The organism is Saccharomonospora marina XMU15 (genome assembly GCF_000244955.1).
Lineage (GTDB): Bacteria > Actinomycetota > Actinomycetes > Mycobacteriales > Pseudonocardiaceae > Saccharomonospora_A > Saccharomonospora_A marina.
Window position 1 is genome coordinate 5,336,361 of sequence record NZ_CM001439.1, and the last position, 25,277, is coordinate 5,361,637.

At 68.7% G+C, this 25,277-nt stretch carries 21 protein-coding genes; 7 read left to right on the plus strand and 14 right to left on the minus strand.

The window, feature by feature from the left end:
* Positions 1 to 38 precede the first annotated feature (38 nt).
* From SACMADRAFT_RS25255 to SACMADRAFT_RS25270, 4 genes are read left to right on the plus strand one after another with little or no spacing between them, the layout of a single operon-like run.
* Positions 39 to 521 carry an NADH-quinone oxidoreductase subunit NuoE family protein gene (locus SACMADRAFT_RS25255; protein WP_009156699.1) on the plus strand — a complete coding sequence of 161 codons (483 nt, stop codon included), beginning with the start codon at positions 39 to 41 and terminating at the stop codon, positions 519 to 521.
* Positions 518 to 2,068, plus strand: coding sequence for a formate dehydrogenase beta subunit (locus tag SACMADRAFT_RS25260; protein ID WP_009156700.1), 1,551 nt, complete (start codon positions 518 to 520; stop codon positions 2,066 to 2,068). Before SACMADRAFT_RS25255 ends, SACMADRAFT_RS25260 begins: the two co-directional genes overlap by 4 nt.
* A 3-nt stretch (positions 2,069 to 2,071) precedes the next feature.
* Positions 2,072 to 4,882: a formate dehydrogenase subunit alpha gene (gene fdhF / locus SACMADRAFT_RS25265; protein WP_009156701.1), complete on the plus strand. Its 2,811-nt coding sequence runs from the start codon at positions 2,072 to 2,074 to the stop codon at positions 4,880 to 4,882.
* Entirely contained in the window at positions 4,882 to 5,094 is a 213-nt protein-coding gene (locus SACMADRAFT_RS25270) for a formate dehydrogenase subunit delta (protein ID WP_009156702.1), read from the plus strand. The genes fdhF and SACMADRAFT_RS25270 overlap by 1 nt, the downstream gene beginning before the upstream one ends.
* Positions 5,095 to 5,155: 61 nt before the next feature.
* Here SACMADRAFT_RS25270 and SACMADRAFT_RS25275 read toward each other — a convergent pair whose 3' ends face one another.
* Entirely contained in the window at positions 5,156 to 5,608 is a 453-nt protein-coding gene (locus SACMADRAFT_RS25275; protein WP_009156703.1) for a nitroreductase family deazaflavin-dependent oxidoreductase, read from the minus strand.
* A gap of 150 nt (positions 5,609 to 5,758) precedes the next feature.
* Here SACMADRAFT_RS25275 and SACMADRAFT_RS25280 point away from each other — a divergent pair, with 150 nt between their 5' ends.
* A complete protein-coding gene (locus tag SACMADRAFT_RS25280; RefSeq protein ID WP_009156704.1) occupies positions 5,759 to 6,484 on the plus strand; it encodes a TetR/AcrR family transcriptional regulator in 726 nt (241 codons plus the stop codon).
* A 64-nt stretch (positions 6,485 to 6,548) separates the two neighbouring features.
* Positions 6,549 to 6,983 (plus strand): OsmC family peroxiredoxin, encoded by a 435-nt coding sequence (locus SACMADRAFT_RS25285; protein WP_009156705.1) that lies wholly within the window; start codon positions 6,549 to 6,551, stop codon positions 6,981 to 6,983.
* A gap of 53 nt (positions 6,984 to 7,036) precedes the next feature.
* Here SACMADRAFT_RS25285 and SACMADRAFT_RS25290 read toward each other — a convergent pair whose 3' ends face one another.
* Positions 7,037 to 8,209: a beta-ketoacyl synthase N-terminal-like domain-containing protein gene (locus tag SACMADRAFT_RS25290; protein WP_009156706.1), complete on the minus strand. Its 1,173-nt coding sequence runs from the start codon at positions 8,207 to 8,209 to the stop codon at positions 7,037 to 7,039.
* A 206-nt stretch (positions 8,210 to 8,415) separates the two neighbouring features.
* Between SACMADRAFT_RS25290 and SACMADRAFT_RS25295 the strand changes: the two genes are divergently transcribed.
* A complete protein-coding gene (locus SACMADRAFT_RS25295) occupies positions 8,416 to 11,184 on the plus strand; it encodes a sensor domain-containing protein (protein ID WP_009156707.1) in 2,769 nt (922 codons plus the stop codon).
* A gap of 172 nt (positions 11,185 to 11,356) precedes the next feature.
* On the opposite strand, the gene SACMADRAFT_RS25300 is transcribed toward SACMADRAFT_RS25295, so the two are convergent.
* The 12 genes from SACMADRAFT_RS25300 to SACMADRAFT_RS25355 are packed head-to-tail and all read right to left on the minus strand — an operon-like array spanning position 11,357 to position 25,172.
* The gene (locus tag SACMADRAFT_RS25300) at positions 11,357 to 11,956 is read right to left on the minus strand and encodes a LutC/YkgG family protein (RefSeq protein ID WP_009156708.1); all 600 of its coding nucleotides are present in this window, start codon (positions 11,954 to 11,956) and stop codon (positions 11,357 to 11,359) included.
* The gene (locus SACMADRAFT_RS25305; protein ID WP_009156709.1) at positions 11,949 to 13,373 is read right to left on the minus strand and encodes a LutB/LldF family L-lactate oxidation iron-sulfur protein; all 1,425 of its coding nucleotides are present in this window, start codon (positions 13,371 to 13,373) and stop codon (positions 11,949 to 11,951) included. The genes SACMADRAFT_RS25300 and SACMADRAFT_RS25305 overlap by 8 nt, the downstream gene beginning before the upstream one ends.
* A complete protein-coding gene (locus SACMADRAFT_RS25310; protein WP_157617305.1) occupies positions 13,355 to 14,086 on the minus strand; it encodes a (Fe-S)-binding protein in 732 nt (243 codons plus the stop codon). Before SACMADRAFT_RS25310 ends, SACMADRAFT_RS25305 begins: the two co-directional genes overlap by 19 nt.
* The gene (locus SACMADRAFT_RS25315; RefSeq protein WP_009156711.1) at positions 14,079 to 15,494 is read right to left on the minus strand and encodes a rhamnulokinase; all 1,416 of its coding nucleotides are present in this window, start codon (positions 15,492 to 15,494) and stop codon (positions 14,079 to 14,081) included. Before SACMADRAFT_RS25315 ends, SACMADRAFT_RS25310 begins: the two co-directional genes overlap by 8 nt.
* 2 nt (positions 15,495 to 15,496) lie before the next feature.
* Positions 15,497 to 16,900: an L-fucose/L-arabinose isomerase family protein gene (locus tag SACMADRAFT_RS25320; RefSeq protein WP_009156712.1), complete on the minus strand. Its 1,404-nt coding sequence runs from the start codon at positions 16,898 to 16,900 to the stop codon at positions 15,497 to 15,499.
* A gap of 9 nt (positions 16,901 to 16,909) precedes the next feature.
* Positions 16,910 to 18,961 (minus strand): bifunctional rhamnulose-1-phosphate aldolase/short-chain dehydrogenase, encoded by a 2,052-nt coding sequence (locus SACMADRAFT_RS25325; protein WP_009156713.1) that lies wholly within the window; start codon positions 18,959 to 18,961, stop codon positions 16,910 to 16,912.
* Entirely contained in the window at positions 18,958 to 20,124 is a 1,167-nt protein-coding gene (rhaI, locus tag SACMADRAFT_RS25330; protein ID WP_009156714.1) for an L-rhamnose isomerase, read from the minus strand. The genes SACMADRAFT_RS25325 and rhaI overlap by 4 nt, the downstream gene beginning before the upstream one ends.
* A gap of 23 nt (positions 20,125 to 20,147) precedes the next feature.
* Complete coding sequence (locus SACMADRAFT_RS25335; protein ID WP_009156715.1) at positions 20,148 to 20,474, minus strand: L-rhamnose mutarotase; 327 nt, start codon at positions 20,472 to 20,474, stop codon at positions 20,148 to 20,150.
* A gap of 58 nt (positions 20,475 to 20,532) precedes the next feature.
* The gene (gene rhaS, locus SACMADRAFT_RS25340; RefSeq protein WP_009156716.1) at positions 20,533 to 21,618 is read right to left on the minus strand and encodes a rhamnose ABC transporter substrate-binding protein; all 1,086 of its coding nucleotides are present in this window, start codon (positions 21,616 to 21,618) and stop codon (positions 20,533 to 20,535) included.
* Positions 21,615 to 22,664, minus strand: a complete 1,050-nt coding sequence (locus SACMADRAFT_RS25345) for an ABC transporter permease (RefSeq protein WP_009156717.1) — start codon at positions 22,662 to 22,664, stop codon at positions 21,615 to 21,617. The genes rhaS and SACMADRAFT_RS25345 overlap by 4 nt, the downstream gene beginning before the upstream one ends.
* Positions 22,657 to 23,658, minus strand: a complete 1,002-nt coding sequence (locus tag SACMADRAFT_RS25350) for an ABC transporter permease (RefSeq protein WP_009156718.1) — start codon at positions 23,656 to 23,658, stop codon at positions 22,657 to 22,659. The genes SACMADRAFT_RS25345 and SACMADRAFT_RS25350 overlap by 8 nt, the downstream gene beginning before the upstream one ends.
* On the minus strand, positions 23,655 to 25,172 hold the full coding sequence (locus tag SACMADRAFT_RS25355; RefSeq protein ID WP_009156719.1) for a sugar ABC transporter ATP-binding protein: 1,518 nt from the start codon (positions 25,170 to 25,172) through the stop codon (positions 23,655 to 23,657). The genes SACMADRAFT_RS25350 and SACMADRAFT_RS25355 overlap by 4 nt, the downstream gene beginning before the upstream one ends.
* Positions 25,173 to 25,277: the final 105 nt, after the last annotated feature.

Genomic DNA, 25,277 nt, shown 5'->3' on the forward strand with positions numbered 1-25,277 from the left:
CCATAGTCGGTGTATACGGTATACAACGAGGAGGCGGTATGGCGGTCGACAGCGCCGGTGCCTCGGTCGCGGAGCGCGTGCGCGCCGTCGTGGAGGCGCACAGCACCGATCGAGGTGCCCTGCTGCCCATCCTGCACGGCATCCAGGCCGAGTTCGGTTACATCGATCCCGAGGTGGTGCCGATACTTGCCGCCGAACTGAACATGTCCCGCGCGGATGTGCACGGTGTGATCACCTTCTACTCCGACTTCAGGTCCGAACCGGCGGGCACGGCGACAGTGCGGCTGTGCCGGGCGGAGGCCTGCCAATCAGTGGGCGCGGACAAGCTGGTAGCCGATGCCGAGCAGGTGTTCGGAGTCAAGGTCGGCCAGACCACCCCGGACGGTTCGGTGACGCTGGATCAGGTGTTCTGCCTCGGCAACTGCGCGTTGGGACCGGCGGCGCAGATCAACGGCAAGATGTACGGCCGCGTCGACCGCAGCAGGCTCGTGGAGATTCTGGCGAACGGAGTGCAGCAGTGACGACGACCGTCTATGTGCCTCGTGACTCGGCCGCCGCGTCGGTGGGCGCCAGCGAGGTCGCGGCCGCGTTGTCCCGTGAGGCGGGCGAGCAAATCCGGCTGGTGCGCAACGGTTCCCGCGGGATGCTGTGGCTGGAGCCGCTCGTCGAGGTGGAGACCGAACGGGGCCGGGTCGGTTACGGGCCGGTGACGGCCGAGGCGGTGCCCGAACTGCTCTCCGCCGGGATGCTGGACGGCGCCGACCACGAACTGTGCCACGGACTCGTCGAGGACCTGCCCTGGATGCGCGGTCAGCAGCGGCTGTGCTTCGCCAGGGTCGGGCTCACCGACCCGCTTTCCGCCTCCGACTACGAGCGGTTCGGCGGGCTGGCGGGACTTCGCAGGGCGCTCGAACTCGACCCGGCCGACGTCGTCGCCGAGGTCACCGAGTCGGGCCTGCGCGGCAGGGGTGGAGCGGGCTTTCCCGCAGGCATCAAGTGGAAGACGGTGCTCGACACCCCAGGCGAGCTGAAGTTCGTGTGCTGCAACGCCGACGAGGGCGACTCGGGCACCTTCGCCGACCGGATGCTGATGGAAGGCGATCCGTTCTGCCTCATCGAGGGCATGACCATCGCCGCGCACGCCGTCGGGGCGGCCGAGGGCTACATCTACATCCGCTCGGAGTACCCGGACGCGGTCGCCACGATGCGCAGGGCCATCGACATCGCGTATGCGCACGGCTGGCTCGGCGAGAACATCCTCGGCTCCGGACTGCACTTCGACCTGTTCGTGCGGGTCGGGGCGGGCGCCTACATCTGCGGAGAAGAGACCTCCATGCTGGAGAGCCTGGAGGGCAAGCGCGGCATGGTGCGCTCCAAGCCGCCGATTCCGGCGATCACAGGGCTGTTCGGCAAGCCGACGATCGTGAACAACGTCCTCACTCTCGCCAGCGTGCCGTCGATTCTCTCCGACGGCGGGAAGTCCTACGCCGAACTCGGCGTGGATCGCTCGCGCGGTACTCAGGTCTTCCAACTGGCGGGCAACATCGCGCGAGGCGGGGTGTTCGAGACCGCGTTCGGGATCACCCTCGACGAGCTGGTCAACGGCTACGGCGGCGGCACCCTGTCGGGAAGGCCGGTGCGCGCGGTTCAGGTCGGCGGGCCGCTCGGGTCGTACGTGCCCACCTCGCAGTTCCACCTGCGCACGGACTACGAGGAGTTCGCCGCCGCCGATGCGATGCTGGGACACGGCGGCATCGTCGTGTTCGACGACACCGTCGACATGGCGGCCATGGCGCGGTTCGCGATGGAGTTCTGCGCCGAGGAGTCCTGCGGCAAGTGCACCCCGTGCCGGGTGGGCGCGGTACGCGGTGTCGAGGTGATCGACAAGATCACCGGCGGTGAGGACACCGACGGCAACCTCGCCCTGCTCAACGATCTCTGCGAGCTGATGACCGACGGGTCGCTGTGCGCGATGGGCGGGCTGACACCCAATCCGGTGCGCAGCGCGCTGACGCATTTCCCCGACGACTTCGTGTCGAACGCCGCCAACCACAAGGAGGCGAAATAACCCATGGGTTTGCTGAAGGAACACGACTTCGGAACACCGGCCAAGCCGGGCCCCGCGACCGTGACCGTCGAGATCGACGGCGTACCCGTGACCGTGCCGGAGGGCACGTCGGTGATGCGCGCGGCGGCGGAGAGCGGGACCGACATCCCCAAGCTGTGCGCCACCGACAGCCTCGAAGCATTCGGCTCGTGCAGGTTGTGCCTGGTCGAGATCGACGGCCGCAAGGGCACGCCCGCCTCGTGCACTACACCGGTCGCCGAGGGCATGCGGGTACGCACGCAGACGCCACGGTTGGAGAAGCTGCGGCAGGGCGTCATGGAGCTCTACATCTCCGACCACCCGCTGGACTGCCTGACGTGCGCGGCCAACGGTGACTGCGAACTGCAGGACATGTCGGGTGTCGTCGGTCTTCGACAGGTGCGCTACGGCTACGAGGGCGAGAACCACCTCGACGCCGAGAAGGACACCAGTAACCCCTACTTCGATTTCGACCCTGCCAAGTGCATCGTGTGTTCGCGTTGCGTGCGGGCCTGCGGCGAGGTGCAGGGCACCTTCGCGCTGACGATCGAAGGCCGGGGGTTCGACTCCAAGGTCTCACCGGGGGCGAACGAGCTGTTCATGGACTCCGAGTGCGTCTCGTGTGGAGCCTGCGTGCAGGCGTGCCCCACGGCGACGCTGCAGGAGCGCTCCGTCGTGGACCTGGGCATGCCGACCCGCACCGTGTTGACCACCTGCGCCTACTGCGGGGTCGGCTGCTCGTTCAAGGCGGAACTGCGTGGCGACGAGTTGGTTCGCATGGTGCCGCACAAGGACGGCGGCGCCAACGAGGGCCACTCCTGCGTCAAGGGCCGGTTCGCGTTCGGCTATGCCACCCACCCCGACCGCAAGCTGAAGCCGATGATCAGGGAGCGGATCACCGACGAGTGGCGTGAGGTGGACTGGGAGACCGCGATCGGCTACGTCGCCGAGAAGTTCCGCGACATCCAAGCTCGCCACGGAGCAGGCGCGATCGGCGGCATCACCTCGTCGCGGTGCACCAACGAAGAGGTCTACGTCGTGCAGAAGATGGTGCGTGCGGCGTTCGGCAACAACAACGTCGACACCTGCGCCAGGGTCTGCCACTCGCCGACCGGCTACGGCCTGAAGCAGACGTTCGGCACCTCCGCGGGCACCCAGGACTTCCGTTCGATCGCCAAGTCCGACGTCATCATGGTGATCGGTGCCAACCCCACCGACGCGCACCCGGTGTTCGCCTCGCGCATGAAGCGCAGGCTGCGAGAGGGCGCCAAGCTGATCGTGGTGGACCCGCGCCGGATCGACCTGGTGCGCTCGCCCTACATCGAGGCGACTCACCACCTGCAGTTGGCTCCCGGCACCAACGTGGCCGTCGTCAACGCGATGGCGCACGTGGTGGTCACCGAAGGTCTGCTCGACCGTGAGTTCGTCGACTCCCGTTGTGAGGACTTCGACTCCTGGGCCGAGTTCATCGCGCGGCCGGAGAACAGTCCCGAGGCGGTCGAGGAGGTCACCGGCGTGCCTGCGGCCGAGGTCCGCGCCGCGGCACGGCTCTACGCGGGCGGTGGCAACGCGGCGATCTACTACGGTCTCGGCGTCACCGAGCACAGCCAGGGCTCCACGATGGTGATGGGCATGGCCAACCTCGCGATGGCCTGCGGCCAGATCGGGCGCGAGGGTGTGGGCGTCAACCCGCTGCGCGGCCAGAACAACGTGCAGGGTTCCTGCGACATGGGCTCCTTCCCGCACGAGCTCTCCGGCTACCGGCACGTCTCCGACGACGCCGTGCGTGAGGTGTTCGAGAAGCTGTGGGACCGGCAACTGCTGCCGGAGCCGGGCCTTCGCATCCCCAACATGTTCGACGCCGCGGTCGACGGCACCTTCCGTGGGCTGTTCGTGCAGGGCGAGGACATCGCCCAGTCGGACCCGAACATCAACCACGTGCACGCCGCGCTCTCGGCGATGGAACTGGTGGTGGTGCAGGACCTGTTCCTCAACGAGACGGCGAAGTTCGCGCACGTGTTCCTGCCCGGCACGTCCTTCCTCGAGAAGGACGGCACGTTCACCAACGCCGAGCGGCGCATCAACCGGGTGCGGCCGGTGATGCCTTCCAAGATCGGTATGGACGAGTGGCAGGTCGCCTGCGAGATCGCCAAGGCGATGGGCTACGACATGCACTACGACAACGCCGGCGAGATCATGGACGAGATCGCCTCGGTGACGCCGACGTTCGCGGGAGTGTCGTTCGCCAAGCTCGACAAGCTCGGCAGCGTGCAGTGGCCGTGCAACGACGCCGCACCCGAGGGCACGCCGGTGATGCACGTGGACGAGTTCGTGCGCGGCAAGGGCAGGTTCATGCAGACGCCGTTCGTGCCGACGCGGGAGCGCAGCAACCGCAAGTACCCGCTGATCCTCACCACCGGCCGCATCCTCACGCAGTACAACGTCGGCGCACAGACCCGGCGAACTGCCAACGTGGCATGGCATGGCGAGGACGTGCTGGAGATCCACCCGCACGACGCCGAGGTGCGCGGTGTCCACGACGGCGATGTCGTGACACTGTCCAGCCGGGTCGGCACTACCAGGTTGCGGGCAAAGATCTCCGACCGGATGCCGGTGGGAGTGGTCTACACGACCTTCCACCACCCGGTCACCGGGGCGAACGTCGTGACCACCGAGAACTCCGACTGGGCCACGAACTGCCCCGAGTACAAGGTCACGGCCGTGCAGGTGGAGCTGAAGAACGCGGCAGCGGGCCACGAAGCGGCCCACAACGAGGAACCGGCACTGGTGGACTGATGGAAACCACGACATCACCACAGGCGAGGATGGCCGCCGACATCGCGGCGCAGTTTCGGCACCAGCCCGCCGACCAGGCGGCGGCGGCCGTCGCCAACCACATCCGTATGTTCTGGGACCCCCGGATGAAGGCGGAGTTGCGCAAGCTCGCCGAAAACGATCCCGATTCGCTCGATCCGCTGGCGCTGGCCGCGGTTCGACTCCTGGAATGACCCACCTCACCCGAGGTCGCCCCGCACCCCCTGGACCGGGGCGGCCTCGGGCGGGCGGGAGTCAGTGGCCGGTGACGATCCGGAAGGCGGGAAACCCCGGGGCCGCGGCGCGCAGCTCCCGCTCCGGCGAGTCGGCCCTGAGGCTGCCGACGAACGCGCCCACCTCCCATGCCCATTTCCGCAGATAGGCGCGCAGCACCGGGAGCTTTTCCTCGTCGGACAGTTCCACCGCGGTGAAGTCCTCGTAGCGGTTGCCAAGCCGCAACCTGCCCTGTCCCGCCGCACGTAGGTTGCGGACCCACTGCGTGTGTCCCCTCGGGGCGACGAGGTAGCGCTCGCCGCCGTGTTCGAGCAGGTTCACCGGGTTGGTGCGCCACTCGCCACTGTTGCGACCACGTACGTACAGCACCCGGCTGCCCCACAGGCTCACGCCGTGTCTGGTGAGCCAGCTGACCATGCCGTGGAAGACGTTTCCCGCCTTCGACGGTTTCAGGTAACGCGGCTGCGTTGTCATCGACCCCTCCGAATCGTTGTCCTCGGCCGCCTCGCATCAATCCGAGAGCACCGCTCTCAATTAAGAGCAGTGAACACCCCAGGTGCCGCGCCTGTCAAGAGCGGTGCTCTCTATTTTGTGCGCTGCTCTCATGCCTGGCAGACTGCGGGGATGCAAAGAGCGCACCGTACGGCGAGGGAGCGCGCACGGGCGGAGCTGACCGTCGCCATCAAGGCCGAAGCCAGGAGGCAACTAGGCGAGGTCGGCGCTCAGAGCCTGTCGCTGCGTGCGGTGGCCCGCGAACTCGGCATGGTGTCCTCGGCGCTGTACCGCTACTTCTCCAGCCGGGATGAGTTGATCACCGCGTTGATCGTTGACGCCTACAACTCCCTCGGCGAGGCCACCGAGCGCGCGGCGAGCGTGCAGCCGTCTCCCCGAAGGCGCTGGACGGCGAGCTGCCATGCGGTACGCGGCTGGGCGCGTGCCAACCCGCACGAGTACTCGCTGATCTACGGCTCTCCCATACCCGGATACCGAGCCCCGCAGGACACCATCGCCCCGGCGGGCAGGGTGCCGATCGTCCTGGTCTCAACGCTGCGACAGGCGTGGCAGCAGGGCGCGGTGCGCGAGCCGGACTCGCAGCCCCAGCCGGATGGCGAACTGGCCGAACAGCTGGCCACCGTGGTCTCGGAACTGGGCATCGAGGTACCCGCACCGCTGCTGGCAAGAGGACTCATCGCGTGGACCCAGCTGTTCGGGATGGTCGGCTTCGAGCTGAACGGGCAGTTCGTCGGCAGCTTCGAACCCGCCGACGCGTTCTTCGCCGAAGCCGTCGAGCGGATGGCCGACTTCGTCGGGCTGACCGGCGACACCGCGCCGCCCGACGGTGCCACCTGACTGGCGACGCCGGCGCATCGGCGAGAGCATCGAGCGGCCAGCATCCCAGCCGAAGGAGTTGACCATGGCCAGCCGCGACTCGACAACGAACTGGAAAGGCGGGCTGAACTCGGGAACGGGCGTCGTGACACTCGACTCCTCGGGTTCCGCCCGGTTCGAGGTGACCTTTCCCCGCAGGATCGGCGAGCCGGAGGGTACGACAAGCCCGGAGGAGCTCATCGCCGCCGCACAGTCGTCCTGCCTGGCGATGAACCTCGCGGGCACCCTCGAGAAGGAGGGTCTGACACCCAACACCATCGATGTCAGCGCGCGAGTGACGGTCGGCCCCTCCAACGGAGGGCTGTCCATCGACACCGTGGCCATCACGCTCAGCGCCGAGGTCGCAGGCGTCGACGAGGACACCTTCGCCCGGCTCGCGCAGCAGGCCAAGGACACCTGCCCCGTCAGCAACGCGCTCGCGGGAACCACGATCACACTGGACGCCAGGCTCGCAGGCTGAAGGGCCGGTGCGGTGACCGGCGTCGAGCAGCACGCCGGTCACCGCCGATCAACTCAGTCCCGGCCCGGTCCGAGCACGACCACGGAATTGTGGCCACCCATCCCGAGCGACGACTTCACCGTCAGCCCGCCTGCCACCGGGAACCTGCCGTGCAGCAACTGCGGGTGCGGCTGTGCCACCAGCGGTGGAGCGGGGACCGTTCCGCGCTCGTAGCCGAGTGCGGCCACGGCGAGTTCCACCGCCGAAGCCGCGCCCTGGCAGTGCCCGGTGAGCGGTTTGACGGAGTAGACGCCCGCCTCGGCGGGGAACAGTTCCTCCAGCAACGCGGCCTCGGCCGTATCGCACTGTTTGGTGCCGGGACCGTGTGCGTTGAGGTAGCGCACCTCGGTGGCGGGCACGCCCGCGTTGTCCAGCGCCTCAACGAAGCAGCGCCGCACCTGCCGAAGCGAGGGCTCGATCGACGTCACGTGGTACCCGTCGTGCGACATCGCGCCGCCGAGCAGCCGGGCGTACGGCTCGCTCGACCGGCGGGAAAGCACGAACCCGACCGAAGCCTCACCCATGATGAAGCCCCGGCTGCCCTGCTGGAACGGCCTGCAACCGAGCAACGGCTCCTCGTCGACCACCGAAACCCCGAGCCGCACGAAGTGCCGCACGTTCTCCGGGGTCAGCGAGAGGTCGGTGGCCACGAGCACCACGTCGTCCACGATTCCCGCATCCAGCCAGGACTTGGCGGTGAGCATCCCGGCGTTGCCGGACGCGCACATGGCCGACACGTTCATCGCGGGCCCGTGGAAGCCGTATTCCTGCATGAACGTCGACATCGGGGTGGACGGCATCAGCGCGAGGTAGTCCCTCGGCTGCAACCGGCCGTCCTCGACGAGGTAGAACTCCTTCCACAGGTCGACCTCGCCCAGCACGACGGCGTGCACGAGCCCGACGCGCGCGCCGGGAACCCAGCCCCGCTCACGCGCGTCCTCGATCGCTTCCCTCGCCGCGGCCCGCATGGCTCTGGCGAAGCGGCCCCGGCCGTCGGCGGGGTCGCCGCCGTCGGGAACCGCCGCGACCCAGCCCGCGTCCGCGTCACCGAACCCGAACCCACCGGTAAGCGTTGCCGCGGGCTTGCCCGAAAGCAGGCCCTCCCACAGCAATTCGCGGCCCCAGCCGTAGCCGGTGACCGCTCCGATGCCGCTGATACCGATTCCGTCGGTTCTTGATCGCAGCATGATCTGCGCCTCACTTTCACCTGGTTATGGGTTGAGGCGGCCTTCCGGGCAGCGCTGACCGAAAAAGCCACCTACTCTGGTGACGGCGCGTCGAGACACTCAAGATGCAGAACGCAACAACAGGCTTCGGATTCCTACTATTCGCCTAGCGGCGATTTCGTGCTGTAATCGAAAGCCTGTGTACAGACAGCGGATGGAACGAAAGCATGGAGGCGTGCACCCGGGGCGGAGCGCCCGCCTGGACGGAGCCAAACCATGAGATCATCGCCGACCTGGCGCTGACCGCGACCGGAGCTGGGATCTGGTCGCTGGACCTCGGCACACTGGAAGTCACGTGGACGACCGGCGTGGCGGAGGCACTCGGTCTGCCCGTCGAGAACGAGCACGGTGTCCGCGACCGGCTGCTCGAACTGCTGGAACCGTTGACCGTGGCGGCAAACAATTGCCCGGTATGGCACAATTTTGATCTTGAACAGTGCCACGAGACTCCCGACGGTGACACGAGATGGACGCGATTCCTCGCCCGGGCTCAGGGCAACGGCAGCGGCGGCATCGAACGGCTGGTGGGAATCGCCACCGACGTGACTGAACGGCACGGCAACGAGCAGGCACTCGCCGACCTGGCCGATCGCTACCGACTGCTCGTGGAACTGAGCCCCGACGGCATCTGCGTGCACGAAGGCGGCCGCCTCGTCTACGTCAACCCGGCCGCGGCCAGGTTCGTCGCCTCCGACTCGGCCGACGACCTGCTCGGCCAGCCGATCACCGACTTCGTCGACCCCTTCGCAGTGCCGGACATGCTCAAGCGCATCGAGGCACTCGACGGCCCCGGCGCCACGACAACGCCCACGGAGGTCGAACTCAAGCGGCTCGACGGCGAGACGATGTTGATCGAGTCGGTCTCGGTGCGCACCACCTGGCAGGGCAGGCCCGCCTACCAGGTCATCATGCGAGACATCACGGCTCAGAAGTCCGCCGAAGCCGCGCTGCACTACCAGGCCGCGCTGGTGTCCCACGTCAGCGACGCGATCATCGCCACCACCGCCGACGGCGTCGTCACCAGCTGGAACCCCGCCGCCGAGGCGGTGTACGGGCACAGCTCCCGGTCGGCGATCGGTCGGCCGGTCGGCGAGGTGGTTGGCTCCGGGCTCGACCCCGCCGCCGTCCTGACCGACGGCGGTGTCGTCGAGGACACCCACCGCAGGGCGGACGGTTCAATGCTGGCCATCCGGGTCTCCGCCGCCAAGATGAACACCGGCTACGTGCTGGTGTGCGCGGACGAAACCGCGCGCAGGCAGGCCGAGCGTCGCTACAGCACCGTGGTGGCCGCGCTGGACGAGGGCGTGGTGGTGATCGGCGCCGACGGGCTCGTCGAATCCGCCAACCCGGCAGCGGGCCGGATACTCGGCCTACCGCTGCACGCGATGATCGGCTGCTCTACGACGCTGTTCCCGCTCTACGACGAGTCGGGCCAACGCATCGACCCCACCGACTACCCCTCGGCGCAGAGCCAGCGCACCGGCAAGCCGACCGGCACCAGAGTCGTACGCGCACAGCGCCCGGACGGGCGATGTGTGTGGCTGTCGATGAGTTGCAGGCCGCTGGACGGCAGCCCCACCACGCCTGCCGCCGTGGTCACGTCGTTCACCGACATCACCGAGCGAAGGGCCATCGGGGAGCGGCTTGAGCACGACGCCACCCATGACCCGCTGACCGGCCTCGCCAACCGCACGCTCGTGCTGCAGCGGCTGGCTTCGGCTCTGCGGGAGGGCGGCCGCGGCGGTATGGCCTGCGTGCTGTTCATCGACCTGGACAAGTTCAAGGTCATCAACGACTCGCTCGGGCACAACATCGGCGACAAGGTGCTGCGCATCGCGGGCCAGCGGCTACAACACTCAGTGCGCCGCTCGGATCTGGTCGGCAGGCTCGGCGGCGACGAGTTCGCCGTGGTGACCTTCGAGGTGCGCCACGACGGGGAGATCCGCTCCCTCATCGAGCACCTGCGGCACTCGCTCACCGAACCGATCACCGTGGACGGCAGGCGGCTGCGCATCGACGCGAGTATCGGCATCGTGACGGCCGGGCCGGATGACGAGCGCTCGGCCGAGGACCTCATCCGCGATGCCGACGTGGCCATGTACCAGGCCAAGACCAGGGGCAGGGGCCGCGACGAGTTCTTCGACGTGGAGTTGCGCGAACGAATCCAGCGCCAGTTGCGGCTGGAGCAGGACCTGCGCGATGCCATCAGGGGCGGGCAGTTGTGGGTCGCCTACCAACCGGTGGTGGACCTGCGCACCTACCGCACCGTGGCGGTGGAGGGCCTGCTTCGCTGGGACCACCCCGTGCACGGCAGCATCTCGCCCGGCGAGTTCATCCCGCTGGCCGAGGAGAGCGACCTGATCAATCTGATCGGTGGACACATGCTGCGCACCGCCACGCGGGAACTGGCGACCCGACGCGGACCGGGAAAGATCGACACGCGGCTCACGGTGAACCTGTCGGCCAGGCAGTTGGACGACGAGAAGCTGGTCGACGCCGTGGCCGAGGCGTTGCGCGCCACCGGTCTGCCGCCGGAGGAACTGTGCCTGGAGATCACCGAGAGCGCGCTGATGCGGGAACCGAAGGCGGCAGCCGAGGTGCTGACCGCGCTGCGCGGGCTCGGCGTGCGGCTGGCCATCGACGACTTCGGCACCGGGTACTCCTCGCTGGCGCAGTTGTGGAAGCTGCCGCTGGACACGTTGAAGATCGACCGGTCGTTCGTCGCGGGGCTGGACGAGCCGGGTGAGACCGACGCGGAGGCGATCATCAAGGGCATCGTCACGATGGCGCACGCCATGGGCCTCACCGTGATCGCCGAGGGCACCGAGAACGCCAGGCAGGTGGAGATCCTGCGCGACCTGGGTTGCGACCAGGCTCAGGGGTTCCACTTCGGTCGCCCCAGCCGCGCGGCCGACATCTTCCCCAGCGAACACTGAACCGTTCCGCGAGTCCCCCGCTCCCGCCCGCGAGTCCCCCGCTCCGGTCCGCAAGTTCTGCGCTCCGGTCCGCGAGTTCTGCGCTCCGGTCCGCGAGTTCTGCGCTCCGGTCCGCGAGTCCCCCGCTCCCAGCGCGGCTGGCAGGCCTGCGGCGTGAGCAGGAACCCCGCACTCAGCCTGCCACGACGAGCACCTCGAGCGTTCTGGGACCGTGCACGCCCTCCACCCGGTCCAGCTCGATGTCGCTGGTGGCGGAAGGGCCGCTGACAAAGGTGAGCGGCCGCACCGGATCCAGCCGCGCAAGCGCTTGCGCGACGGTGACCTCGATCTGGTCGGCACGCACGACACACAGGTGGTAGTCGGGTACGAGGCTGAGCAGCCGCCTGCCCTGCGCCTGTCCCGCGTCGAGCACGATCGTGCCGGTCTCCGCTATCGCGACGGCGCATCCGGTGAGCACCCCGTCGACGCCGTCGACGACCGCGAGCTCCAGCGGCGGGTCGTCGGCCAGCCACCGCACCCCGGGCGCTCGCCAGTGCGCGGGCACGTCGGCGGGCACCGCCATCGTCCGCACACCGCGCGCACGCAGGCACTCGCCGATGAGTTCCACCGGACCGCGGCGCACGACCGCCCGGTAGTCGGCGACCCGCTCGGCGAACAACGCGACCGGATCGGCCACCCTCCGTTCGCGGCGGTACTCCCTCGGCACCGTCACCGACCGCGCCGCCCCCGCAGCGCGGATTCTCACCAGGATCTCCTCCCGTGCGCTAGCCACGTTCGCGCCTCCACCACAGCCGGAAAGACTCCTTCGGCAGCGCGGGCGCATCCCGCGTCGCCGTCCACTTCGACCCAGGCCACGGCAGGCGGCCGATCGGCCCGGCGCCGGTCAACAACCGGGAGAGCGACCCCGCCCGCTGCGCGGCCTCGAAGCGCCGAGGGTCGGCGAACACCCACGCCGCTGCCGCCATGGCCAGGGCCTCCGGGTTGCGCCTGCCCCTGTTTCGCACCACCTTCGCCCGCAGGTGCGTCAACGCCTCAGGAATATTGATGCGGACGGGACACACCTCGTAGCACGCCCCGCACAGCGACGACGCATAAGGCAGCGAAGCGGCCTGCTCGTCGGAGGGATCGTCGGCCAACTGCGGTGCGAGGATCGCCCCGATCGGACCCGGGTACACCGAGCCGTAGGCCTGCCCGCCCGTGCGCTCGTACACCGGGCACACGTTCAGGCACGCCGAACACCGGATGCATCGCAACGCCTGCCGCCCGACCTCGTCGGCGAGCGTGGCGGTGCGCCCGTTGTCCAGCAACACGAGGTGGAACCGGCTCGGCCCGTCTCCCGGCGTGACTCCCGCCCACACCGAGGTGTAGGGGTTCATCCGCTCCGCCGTCGACGAGCGCGGCAGCAGTTGCAGGAAAACCTCCAGATCCCGCCAGCTCGGCACCAGCTTCTCGATGCCCATCACCGTGATCAGCGTCTGCGGCAACGTCAGGCACATCCTGCCGTTGCCCTCCGACTCCACGACAACGATCGATCCGGTGTCGGCTACGGCGAAGTTCGCCCCGGACACGGCCACCTTCGCGGAGAGGAACTTACGCCGCAGGTGCCTGCGTGCCGCCTCGGCCAGGTCGCGCGGGTCGTCGGAGGCAGGCGCCTCTGGCATCTCACGGCGGAAGATCTCCCTGATCTCCGCTCGGTTGCGATGGATCGCGGGCACCAGGATGTGTGAAGGGCGGTCGTGGCCCAGCTGGACGATCAACTCCGCGAGGTCGGTCTCGACGGCACGTATCCCGCCTGCCTCGAGCGCCTCGTTCAGCCCGATCTCCGCGGTCGCCATCGACTTGACCTTCACGACCTCGTCGGCTCCGTTCTCGCGAGCGAGGTCGAGCACGATCCGGTTGGCTTCCTCGGCGTCGCGGGCCCAGTGCACCACCCCGCCCCTCGCGGTAACCGACTCCTCGAGCCGCAGCAGGTAGGTGTCGAGGTTGGCCAGCACGTCGTCCTTGATGGCCTCGCCCGCTTTGCGCAGCTCTTCCCAGTCGTCCAGCTCGGCGACGGCCGAAGCGCGCTTGTCCCGGATGGTGGTGGTCGCCTTGCGCAGGTTGCGCCGAAGCTGCGTGTCGGCCAGCGCGGTGTGCGCCGCCTTCGCGAACACCGGGCTGCCCAGCCACGTCACGGGGTTGCGACCCACGGCTGCTCCTCCGTACTCGCCAGAATCTCGGCCAGGTGTATCCCGCGCACACCGGTGCGCAGCCGCGAAAGCCCGCCGCCGATGTGCATGAGGCAGGAGTTGTCGCCCGCGGTGACCACCTGCGCACCGGTGTCCTGCACGCAGCGCATCTTGTCGGCGAGCATCGCCGTCGAGGTCTCCGCGTTCTTCAACGCGAACGTGCCGCCGAATCCGCAGCACTGCTCCGCCTGCGGCAACTCGACCAGGTCGAGCCCTCGCACCTGCCGCAGCAACCGCAGCGGCTTGTCGCCCACCCCGAGCATCCGCAGCGAGTGGCACGTCGGGTGGTAGGTCACGCGATGCGGGAAGTACGCACCGACGTCGGTCACCGCGAGCACGTCCACAAGGAACTCGCTGAGCTCGTAGGTGCGCTCGACGGGCAAGCTCGAACCGCACAACCCCGGGTGCACCTCGCGAACCATTCCGGCACACGACCCGGACGGCGCCACCACGTAGTCGTAGCCGTCGAACACCTCGGCGTAGCGGTGTGCCAGCGACCTCGCCTCGTCGGCGTATCCGGTGTTGAAGTGCAGTTGCCCGCAGCAGGTCTGCTCCAGCGGGAAGTCCACGGTGCAGCCGAGCCGTTCCAGTAGCCGCACCACCGCCTTGGCCGTCTCCGGGTAGAGCGTGTCGGTGAGGCAGGTGGCGAACAAAGCGGCGCGTGGACTACCCACCTGAATCACCAAGACCCACCCGCTCCGCCGCGGCCGACCACGCGGCCCTGTCGCCCACGGGATCGTAACGCGCGGGCGGTGCCGCGACCAGGCCGTCTTCGAGCAGCCCAGCAGCCCTGGCCTGCACCAGCACGTTGCCGAGCGCGCTCGCCTCCACCGGGCCCGCCAGTACGGGCAGCCCGCAGGCGTCCGCTGTGAACTGGCACAGGGGTTCGTTCAGCGCCCCGCCACCCACCAGGTGAACCACGCGCAGCTCACGGCCCGCCAGCTCCGCGGCCGTGCGCAGGGACGCCGCGTGCGCGAGCGCCAATGACTCCAGGATCGTGCGGACCACCGCCTGCGGGCTTTCCGGCACCGGCTGCCCGCTGTCCCGACACGCTCGCGCGATACGGGCAGGCATGTCGCCGGGCGCCAGGAAAGCCGGGTCGTCCGGATCGATCAGCGAAGCGAACGGTCGTTGTTTCATCGCCTCGTGCAGCACCTGTTCCAACCTGATACCGAGCCCGCGTTCCCGCCACACCCGAAGCGACTCGCTGAGCAGCCACAGCCCCATGGTGTTGCGCAGGAACCGCACCGTGCCGTCGATGCCCGCCTCGTTGGTGAAGTTGGCCCGCCGTGCCCGCTCCGTCAGCACGGGTGCGGGCAGCCGCAGCCCGACCAGGGACCAGGTGCCGCACGAGATGTAGCCGAAGTCGTCGCCGGTCGCGGGCACCGCCGCGACGGCCGAGGCCGTGTCGTGCGAGGCGACCGCGACCACCGGCGTGCCGTCCGGTGAGCGCCCGATCGGCTCCCCCGGCTGCCGAAGCGGCGGCAGCAGGCTCGGCGGGATCGCGGTCCTTTCGAGCAGTTCGGTCGACCACCGCCTCGTGGTCGCGTCGAGCAGCGCGGTGGTGGACGCGTTGGTGACCTCTGCGCCGACCTCTCCCGTCAACCAGTAGCCGATCAGGTCCGGAAGCAGCAGCATCGTCGAGCCATCCAGCCGCTCCACCGGTTCGGAAAGCAACTGGTAGACGGTGTTGAACGGCAGGTACTGCAGGCCGGTGATGCGGTACAGCAGGTCGTCGGGCACCGACTCCCGCAGTTTGTCGGCCATGCCTTCGGTGCGGGGATCGCGGTAGCAGCGCACATCGCCTTCGAGCTTTCCGTCGGCTCCGATGAGGCCGTAGTCGACAGCCCAGGAGTCGATGCCGATCGAGACCGGTTCCGCCTCCCGAGCCTCGCGCAGCCCGGCGAGGATCTCGCCGTACATGGCTCGCACGTCCCAGCGCAGGCCCCCTTCCTGCCGCTGCTTCGGGCCGGTGACGAACCGCCGCAGCTGCGTCAGTTCCACCGTGCCCGCCGCCGCGACCCTGCCGAGCATGACCCTGCCGCTGGTGGCGCCGAGATCGACGGCGACGAACGACCGCATCGCTACACCTCGACCACGGGCAGCGCGAGCAGGTCCGCGACGGCACGCAGTTCTGCGGCGCGGTGCCCGACACCGAGCGCCCAGTGGTGCGCGACCCCGCTCGCTGCCCACTCGTCGGTCCACTCTCCCGGATCGCGGCCGAAATCGACGCGGCTGGTGGTGTTGCCGATGCGCATCAACGGACCGTCCACGACCTCGCCTTCGGACACGATGAGCGAGTACCGCCCGTGCCGGTCCTGCCCGACACCCAGCAGCGTCACCGGCCCGTGCGCGACATCGAACTCGACCGACACACCCCAGCCGCGCTTTCCGTGATACACGCCGAGGCCGCGTAGCAGCGGCTGCTTCGCACTGATCGAGAGGTGGGCGGGGCCGTCGTGGCCCATCTCGACATGGCCACGGGCAAAGTCCAACGCCTGCAACTCGGTGAACGAACCACCCGCGCCGAGCACGTCCAGGATCAGCATGGCAATGCTGGTGCGTAGCTCGAACTCGCCCGCGGCCGGGACACCGCGTGCGGTGAGCAGGCTCGCGCCGAGGATCATGCCCGCGCCGAGCCGCTCGTGTATCTCGCCGCCGAGCCCGCGGTGGTAGTAGGCGAGGCTGTCCAGCTCGAAATCCGCGACGAGCCGGTCGAGCCCGACCGCCACTCTGGCGCCCCACTCAAGGTCCGACCGGTTCACCGAGGAGTCCAGTTCGAACACCGACTCGGCCTCGGCCACCTTCGCCGCCACCTCGCCGTCGCTCACCTGCTCGACGCGTACGCGCAGGTCGTCGAACTCCAGTACCTCGACGTGCCCGCCGAAGTGCGCGCTGACCATGGTCAGGTCGGTCGAGACGTCGTACATCCCGGGGTAGAGATGCCCCATCAGCCCGTGGCGGCCGTGGCTGAGTACCTTACGCACCGCCGCCGCGCGGACCCACCGCTCGATCTTGGTCCACGCCCGCTCGTCACGCAGGTAGCCGGACACGCTGCGGAACTCGACACCGGCCCTGTGGAAGGTGTTGGCCAGCTCAGGCAGCGGGCAGGCACCGCAGTAGGCCAGCCACTGCCCGGTGTCCACGCTCGCGTGGTCCATCGACTCGGTGGGCTGCAGGTTGATCAGCAGCACCGGTGCCCCGCCGCGCTGGGCGATGGGCAGCAACATCGTGGCCGTCAGGTAGGTGGTGAGGAACCCGACGATCAGATCGCAACCCGCCGTGCGCAGCTTCTCCGCCGCGGCGGCGCCTTCCTGTGCGTCCGAGATGAAGCCGGCATCGACTATCTCGGCGTCGAAGGAGGCGATCCGCTCGCCGACATGGGTTGCCGACTGCCGCAACGTCGGCAGCAGGTCGGGAAACTGGTCCCAGTAGGCGCCGAGCCCACCGGCCACCAGCCCGATCCTCGGCGCTCGCCTGTTCGCCATCGTCACTCCCTACCTCAGGAAGGCCGCCGCCACCCCGGCGTCGATCGGGATGTGCAGCCCCGTCGTGTGCGACAGTTCGCCGCAGGTGAGCACGAACACCGCGTTGGCGACATGTTCGGGCAGCACCTCCCTGCCCAGCAGGGTGCGTTTGGCGTAGAAGGCTCCCAGTTCCGACTCAGGCACGCCGTACACGGCCGCGCGCTGCGCGCCCCACCCGGAGGCGAAGATTCCCGAACCACGCACCACACCGTCGGGGTTGACGCCGTTGACCCTGATGCCGTGCTCGCCGAGTTCGGCGGCAAGCAGCCGCACCTGATGAGCCTGGTCGGCCTTCGTGGCGCCGTAGGCGATGTTGTTGGGTCCGGCGAACACCCCGTTCTTGCTGACGATGTACACGATGTCGCCGCCGAGGCCCTGTTCGATCATCACGCGCGCGGCCTCCCGCGACACCAGGAACGAGCCGCGCGCCATCACGTCGTGCTGTAGGTCCCAGTCCTTCGCGGTGGTTTCCAGCAGCGGCTTGGACACCGACAGCCCGGCATTGTTGACCACGAGGTCCACCCCACCGAAGGCCAGCGTGCAGGCCGCCATCGCCTCGCCGATCGCGGTCTCGTCGGTGACGTCGACGCCGACCGGCACCGCGAGGTCCGGGCCGCCGATTCCCTCTGCGACCTCGGCGGCCGCCGCCTCGTCCCGATCGGCGACGGCCACACAGGCACCCTCGGCGGCGAGCCGCCGCGCGATGGCCTTGCCGATCCCGGAGCCACCCCCGGTGACGAGCGCGATCCGCGTGGCGAGCGGCTTGGGCCCCGGCATCCGACGGAGCTTGGCCTCCTCCAACTCCCAGTACTCGATGCGGAACTTCTCCGACTCCGGGATCGGCGCATACGTCGACACCGACTCGGCGCCGCGCATGACATTGATGGCGTTGACGTAGAACTCGCCCGCGACCCGCGCCGTCTGCTTGTCGCGGCCGAAGCTGAACATCCCGACGCCGGGAACCAGCACGATCGCCGGATCGCCACCGCGCATCGGCGGTGAGTCCGGCGTGGCGTGCCGGTTGTAGTAGGCGGCGTAGTCCTGCCGGTAGGTGGCGTGCAGTTCGCGGACCCGCTCCACCACCCGCTCCAGCGGCGCGGTGGCGGGCAGGTCGACGACCAGTGGTGCGACCTTGGTGCGCAGGAAGTGGTCGGGGCACGACGTGCCGAGCGCGGCGAGATCCGGATGTTTGGCGCGGGAGAGGAACTCCAGCACTTCGCCGCTGTCGGTGAAATGGCCCAGCTGGGGGGAATCGGTGGAGGCAAGCCCGCGCAGTACCGGGAACAGCGCCGCCGCGCGCTGCCGACGCTCGCCCTCGGGCAGCGGCTCGTAGCCAGGCAGCACGGGACCGAACGGTTCGGGGTCGCCGTGTTCGGCCAGGTATGCCTCGGCGGTGCGGATGATGTCCAGCGAGTTCTGCCTGCACTCGTCGCTGGTCGCGCCCCACGCCGTGATGCCGTGCCCGCCGAGGACACAGCCGATGGCGTGGGGATTGGCCTCCTTGATCGCGGCGATGTCCAGCCCGAGTTGGAAGCCCGGCCTTCGCCACGGCACCCACACCACTCGCTCGCCGAACACCTTGCGGGTCAGCTCCTCACCGTCGACGGCGGTCGCGAGCGCTATGCCCGAGTCCGGATGCAGGTGGTCGACGTGCGGTGCGTCGACAAGGCCGTGCATGGCCGTGTCGATACTGGGTGCCGCGCCACCCTTGCCGTGCAGGCAGTAGTCGAACGCGGCGACCATCTCGTCCTCGCGGTCCTCGCCGGGATAACGATCGACGAGCGCGCGTACCCGGTCCAGCCGCAACACGGCCAGTCCGGCTTCGGTGAGCGTGCCGAGGTCTCCACCGGAGCCCTTGACCCACATCAACTCCACGTCGGCACCGCTGGCGGGATCGATGTCGGTGCCCTTCGCGGAGGCGTTTCCGCCCGCGTAGTTGGTGTTTCGGCGGTCGGAGCCCAGTTCGCGTGAGCGAGCGAGAAGTTCGGCCACCGCCGGGTGCGCTGGTTCGGTCACCTTCACGCCCCCCAGCCGGCCGCGGCGCCGCCGACGCGCTCGGCGCGGACCTTCTCGGCGTGGCCGCTGCGGTGGTAGGCCGCCACCGGGTCGGGGTCGAGCCCCATCTCCTCCCGCAGCTGCGCCAGCAGTGGTCGCACGTCGGTGGAGAAGGCGTCCACGAGCACCGCGTTGGCGCCGAGCACATCGCCTTCCCGCTGCGCCGTCCGCAACGCTTCGGTGTCAACGAGCAACGCCTTTGCCGTGGCCTCCTGCACGTTCAGCACCGAGCGGATCAGCGCCGGGATCTTCGGCTCGATGTTGTGGCACTGGTCGAGCATGAACGCCACCCCCGCGCTCGCCTCGAGGCCGCCGCCGAGCACGATCTCGACCATGATCCGAAACAGCTGGTAGGGATCGGCCGCGCCGACCATGAGATCGTCGTCGGCGTAGAAGCGGGAATTGAAGTGGAACCCGCCAAGCCTGCCCTTGCGCAGCAGGAACGCCACGATGAACTCGATGTTGGTGCCGGGCGCGTGGTGCCCGGTGTCCACGAGCACCTGCGCCTTCGGACCGAGTTCGAGACAGTGCGCGTAGCTGGTGCCCCAGTCGGGCACGTCGGTGGCGTAGAAGGCGGGCTCGAAGAACTTGTACTCCAGCAGCATGCGCTGGTGCTCGCCGAGCCGTTCGTACACCGCCGCCAGCGCCTCCTCCAACCTGGCCTGCCGGTCGGCGATGGAGTCCTGGCCCGGGTAGTTGAGCCCGTCGGCCAGCCACACGGACAACTCGCGCGAGCCCGTGACGTTCATGATGTCGATGCACTCCAGCAGGTGATCGACGGCTTTGCGGCGCACCGCGGGGTCGGGGTTGCACACGCTGCCGAGGCGGTAGTCGTCGTCCTGGAACACGTTGGGGTTCACCGCGCCGATGCGCACGCCCGCATCCCGCGCGTATCTGGCGAGGTCGGCGTAGTCGGCCACCTTGTCCCACGGGATGTGCACGGCCACGCTCGGCGCCACCCCGGTGAAGCGGTGCACCGTGGCGGCATCGTCGATCTTTTCGTAGGCGTCGCGAGGGATGCCCTCCTGCGCGAACACCTTGAACCGGGTGCCCGAGTTGCCGAAGGCCCACGACGGCGTCTCGATGTGCTGCGCCCGCAGTGCCGCTTTGACGGCGGTGTGGTCGGACATGTGGTCCTCTCTGTGCATTGTGGTCAGTCGAGGTGGAAGACCTCTGTCAACGGCACGATTCCCTCGTCCGGGTGGCCGTCGAGGCTTTCGAAGAACGGCGCCATCTCCGCCTGCCACCTCGCGTTGACGTCCCTGGCCGCCATGCCTTCGAGCGCGGCTTCGAGGTCCTGCGTCTCGAAGTAGCCGACGAGCAGGCCGTCCTCGGCCAGGAACAGCGAGTAGTTATGCCAGCCGGTCTCGCGCAGCGCGTCCAGCATCTCGGGCCAGACCTCGGCATGCCTTCGCCGGTACTCCGCCATCCGGTCGGGCTTCACCCTGAGCAGGAAGCAGACCCGCCTCGCGCTGGGCATCACGAACCTCCCGGTGGGTCGTGAGCGCTGCACGAGCACTCACGACCCCTTCGGTGAACTAGAAGTCGTACTGGTCGATGTTGCTCGCGTCGAACACGGTCGGCGGGCCGAGGATGATCTCGCCGTCCTTGCCGATCTCGCGTTCCCCGAGCTTGCCTGCCTTCAACCTCTCGCCCTCCGCGCCGCTGATCTGCCCGGAAGCCAGTGCCGCTGCGGCGTAGCCCGCGAGGTAGCCGAGCTGCTTGGGATCCCACAGCGCGAACGCCTCGACCGTGCCGTCCTTGACGAACTGCCGCATCTGGTTGGGCGTTCCCAACCCGGTGAGCTTCACCTTGCCCTTGTACGGAGAGGAGGAGATGTAGCGCGCCGCGGCGGAGATGCCGACCGTGGTCGGCGAGACGATGCCCTTCAGGTCAGGGATCGAACGCAGCAGTGCCTGCGTCTCCTGGAACGACTTCTGGTCGTCGTCGTCCCCGTAGGCGATCTTGACGAGTTCGATGTCGGCGTACTCCGGCTTCTTCAGCTCGTCCTTCATGAACTCGATCCAGGTGTTCTGGTTCGTCGCGTTCGGGGTCGCGGACAGGATCGCGATCTTGCCCTTGCCGCCGATCTGCTCCGAGATCATCTGGATCTGCTTGCGGCCGATGTCCTCGGAGTTGGCCTGGTTGACGAAAACCTGGCGGGCGTCGGCCGCGGCGTCGGAGTCGTAGGTGACCACCGCGATGTCCTTGGCCATCGCGTCCTTCAGCGCTGGTGCGACGGCGTTGGGGTCGTTGGCCGCGATCACGATGGCGTCCTGGTTCTGCTGCACCAGCGTGTTGATGTAGGACACCTGCGAGGAAGCCGACGCGTCGGAGGGGCCGACCTCCTTGCCGGTTCCCTTGAGTTCGGTGACCGCCTCGATGCCACCCTCGTCAACGATGTTCTCGTAGGGGTTGTCGATCTCCTTCGGAAGGAACGCGATCTTGAGCCCCTCCTTGATCGGGGCGTTCGGATCGGCCGACCGCTGCGTGCCCGATCCGGTGTCGGCCTCGGACGCGGAGTCCTTCGTCGTGCCGCCGCATCCGGCGACCAGGGCGGCCACCAGGCCCGCACTGGTGACGGCGAGCGCCGCGCGACTCCTTCTCCAGCGGGAGTGGATCATCTTTGGTCCTCCTCGGGGGAACCGTGTGCGGTGGAGGCCGCCACGGGGTCTGGCAGGGTCTGTTGTGGGGGTTGTTCGGTCGCCGCGGCGGCGGCGGGGTGGCGCCGCCTGCGCAGCAGGCCCGCGACCACCGGCACCAGCACTGAGATGATCAGCAGCAGGCCGTTGATCACGTTCTGGATCTCGTTGGTGACGTCGTTGAGGAACAGCACGTTTCGCAGCCCGGCCATGAGCAGCAGCGCGCTGCCGACGCCGACGACCGTGCCGCGGCCTCCGAAGATCGACACGCCGCCCAGCAGTACGGCGGCCACCGCGATCAGTTCCATGCCGTAGGCGTTGTCGGCCCGGGCGCTGTTGTAGCGCAGGGTGTAGACGAGCGAGGCGATGGCACACAGCACACCGGAGACGACGTAGAGGCCGAACCGCAGCCGGTCGACTCGGATACCGGAGAACCGTGCGGTCTGCTCGCCGAGCCCGACGGCGTACAGCGAGCGGCCGATCGGGGTGTGGTGCACCACGACGGCGGCCAGCACCGCGATCACGAGCACCAGCAACGTCGCGTAGGGCAGGAACGTGCCGCCTGCGGTGCCGGTCGCGAAGGGACGGTAGCTGTCGGGAAAGCCGGTCACCGCGCCGTCGCCGAGCACGACGTAGGCCAGCCCGCGATAAAGCCCCAGCGTGCCGATCGTGACCGCGAGCGCGGGCAGGCCGAACCGCACGATCAGTGCGGCGTTCAGCGAGCCGAGCACGGCACCCGCCGCCAGCACCAGCGGCACGATCGTCTCGAACGCCATGCCCGCGTTCCACAGCACGCCGGTGAGCGCGGAGCAGAAACCCAGGATCGAGGCCACCGAGAGGTCGATCTGACCGGTCAGGATGATCGGCAACAACGCCAGCGCCAGCAGTGCGACCTCGGTGTAGTCCAGCAGCAGGAAGCTGAGATTGTCGGCCTCGGCGAAGCCGGGCGTGCTCTGCCAGCCCCATGCGAACACGGCGACGACCAGCAGCAGCAGGATCGACTCCCAGCGCAGGATCTTGTCACGCACGGCGCACGCTCCGTTCCTTCCTCAGCCGCTCGGCGAGCCGCAGCTGCACGGCCCGATCAAGGGAGATGGCCAGCAGCAACGCGGCACCGTCCACCGCCCGCTGCCAAAAGGCGGGCACACCCAGAATCGGAAGCGCACTCGTGATGGTGGTCAGCAGCAGGGCACCGAGCACGGCACCCAGCACGGTGCCGCTGCCGCCGAAGATGGCGACCCCGCCGACCACGACGGCCGCGACCACCGCGAGTTCCTTGCCGGTGCCGACGGAGGCGTTGATGGTGCCGAAGTAGGAGGCGTGCAGCAAGCCCGCCAGACCCACCAGCGCACCGGAGACGACGAACGCGGTGAACACCCGCCGCCCCGCGGGGATGCCCGCGAGCCGAGCCGCGTCCGGATTGGACCCGATGGCGTAGAGTTCCCGGCCCGAGCGCCAGTTGTGCAGCGCGTATCCGGCGATCACCAGCGCCACCAACGCGATCAGCGAGAGGTGAGGAATCCCGAGTATCGATCCGCTGCCGAAGGCGAGGAAGTCCGGCGACATCTGCGCGGCGTTGATCTGGTGCACTCCCGTCGCGCTCGCCCAGCCGTAGTCGATGCCACGGAAGACGTAGAGAGTCCCCAGCGTCACCACGAGTGCGGGCACCTTCGCGATGGCGACCAGGGCGCCGTTGAACGCGCCGCAGGCCGCGCCGAGCGCCACCCCGGCCAGCATCACGACCACCGTCGGCGTCTCCTGGTCGGCGATGAACAGCTGGCCCGACAGGTACGCCGTCAGCCCCATCACCGACCCGACCGAGAGGTCGATGTTCCTGGTGATCACCAGCAGCGTCTGCCCGATGGCGAGCAGCGCGATGATCGAGGCGTTGAGGAAGAGATCGTGCACACCCTGCGCGTTGAGAAACGTCGGGTTGACCACGGTCGTCACCGCGACCACGGCGACCAGCGCACCGACGATGCTCAGCTCACGCCCGGAGAGCAACGACTGCAGGCGGTTCATGCCGCCGTCCCGTTCCCGGTGGCCGCGTACATGACCGACTCCTCCGTGGCTTCCTGTCTCGACAGTTCCGCGGTGATGCGCCCTTCGTGCATGACGAGCACCCGGTCGGCCATGCCGAGCACCTCGGGCAGTTCCGAAGAGATCAGCAACACGGCGATGCCTTGGGTTGCCAGGTCGGACAGCAGCGCATGCACCTCGACCTTGGCGCCGATGTCGATGCCCCGCGTCGGTTCGTCCACGATCAGCACCGAGGGCCGCGTGGCAAGCCACTTGCCGAGCACGACCTTCTGCTGGTTGCCGCCGGAAAGCGTCGCGGCTGGGTCGGAAAGCTTGCCGTACTTCAACGAGAGCCGCTCACCCCAGTGGACCGCGAGCTCATGTTCCAGTGACGGCCTTGTGATGCCTGCCGGGGAGACCTGCCGAAGCCGCGCCAGGCTGGTGTTGCGCTCGATCGGCAACTCCAGGACCAGGCCCTGTTCCCTGCGGTCCTCCGGCACCAGCGCGAGACCACGTTCGATCGCCGCACGCGGGTCGCCAGGTGGAAGCGGCTCCGCGTTGACCGACACCTTCCCGCCGTCGCGTTCGTCCACCCCGAAGATCGCGCGCGCCACCTCCGAACGCCCGGAACCGACCAGCCCCGCCAGTGCGACGATCTCGCCGCGCCGTACGGAGAAGGACACGTCCCGAAACACGCCGGCGCGGGTGAGGTTCTCGACGACGAGCGCCTCGTCGCCGATCAGCGTGTCGCGTTTGGGGAACAGCTGTTCCACCGAGCGCCCCACCATCTGCCGCACCAGGGTGTCGTGGTCGATCTCGTCCATCGCCGAGGTCGCGACGAGGCCGCCGTCGCGCAGCACCGTGACCCGGTCGCACAGCGCGTACATCTCGTCCAACCGATGCGAGATGAACAGCAGTGCCGCGCCGCGTTCGGCGAGACCGCGCGCCACCCGAAACAGCCGCTGCGCCTCTACCGCCGAAAGGGCGGCCGTCGGCTCGTCCATCACGATGATGCGCGCGTCGGCCACCAAGGCCTTGGCGATCTCGATGATCTGCTGATCGGCGATGGAAAGGCCACTGGTCTGCCTGGCCGGGTCGATCGGGACACCGAGCAGGTCGAAGACCTCGCGTGCCCTGCGGTGCATCTCGCGGCGGTCGATACGCCTGCCGGGACGCAGCGGTTGGCGCCCCATGAAGACGTTCTCGGCCACCGAGAGGTCGGGAAACTGGATCGGCTCCTGGTGGATCACCGCCACACCCGCCTGCTGCGCGTCGCGGGGGCCCCCGAACCGCACCGGTTCGCCGTCGAGCAGCACCTCGCCGCTGTCGGGCTGGTGCTCTCCGCCGATGATGCGGACGACTGTGGACTTGCCAGCCCCGTTCTCACCCGCGAGCGCGTGCACCTCTCCAGCGCGCAGTGTGAGCGACACCCCGCGCAGCGCCCGAACCGCCTGGAACGACTTCGTGACGTCGGCTAGTTCGAGCAGCGGCGGGGGTGAGTGCTCCGGTGTTTCCACGGGCCACCCTCCCTCGTTGGAGATCGTGAAACGTTTCATTCACGAGTGGCGCTCAAATTAGGCCAGCGAGGGGCGTACGTCAACCCCTGTGCTAGCGTGCATCGA

Bases quoted from the DNA above. Each gene is read 5' to 3' on its own strand.
- SACMADRAFT_RS25255 (WP_009156699.1), top strand. From the start codon at position 39: ATGGCGGTCGACAGCGCCGGTGCCTCGGTCGCGGAGCGCGTGCGCGCC.
- fdhF (WP_009156701.1), top strand. From the start codon at position 2,072: ATGGGTTTGCTGAAGGAACACGACTTCGGAACACCGGCCAAGCCGGGC.
- SACMADRAFT_RS25270 (WP_009156702.1), top strand. From the start codon at position 4,882: ATGGAAACCACGACATCACCACAGGCGAGGATGGCCGCCGACATCGCG.
- SACMADRAFT_RS25275 (WP_009156703.1), bottom strand. From the start codon at position 5,608: ATGACAACGCAGCCGCGTTACCTGAAACCGTCGAAGGCGGGAAACGTC.
- SACMADRAFT_RS25280 (WP_009156704.1), top strand. From the start codon at position 5,759: ATGCAAAGAGCGCACCGTACGGCGAGGGAGCGCGCACGGGCGGAGCTG.
- SACMADRAFT_RS25285 (WP_009156705.1), top strand. From the start codon at position 6,549: ATGGCCAGCCGCGACTCGACAACGAACTGGAAAGGCGGGCTGAACTCG.
- SACMADRAFT_RS25290 (WP_009156706.1), bottom strand. From the start codon at position 8,209: ATGCTGCGATCAAGAACCGACGGAATCGGTATCAGCGGCATCGGAGCG.
- SACMADRAFT_RS25295 (WP_009156707.1), top strand. From the start codon at position 8,416: ATGGAGGCGTGCACCCGGGGCGGAGCGCCCGCCTGGACGGAGCCAAAC.
- SACMADRAFT_RS25315 (WP_009156711.1), bottom strand. From the start codon at position 15,494: ATGCGGTCGTTCGTCGCCGTCGATCTCGGCGCCACCAGCGGCAGGGTC.
- SACMADRAFT_RS25320 (WP_009156712.1), bottom strand. From the start codon at position 16,900: ATGGCGAACAGGCGAGCGCCGAGGATCGGGCTGGTGGCCGGTGGGCTC.
- rhaI (WP_009156714.1), bottom strand. From the start codon at position 20,124: ATGTCCGACCACACCGCCGTCAAAGCGGCACTGCGGGCGCAGCACATC.
- SACMADRAFT_RS25335 (WP_009156715.1), bottom strand. From the start codon at position 20,474: ATGCCCAGCGCGAGGCGGGTCTGCTTCCTGCTCAGGGTGAAGCCCGAC.
- rhaS (WP_009156716.1), bottom strand. From the start codon at position 21,618: ATGATCCACTCCCGCTGGAGAAGGAGTCGCGCGGCGCTCGCCGTCACC.
- SACMADRAFT_RS25350 (WP_009156718.1), bottom strand. From the start codon at position 23,658: ATGAACCGCCTGCAGTCGTTGCTCTCCGGGCGTGAGCTGAGCATCGTC.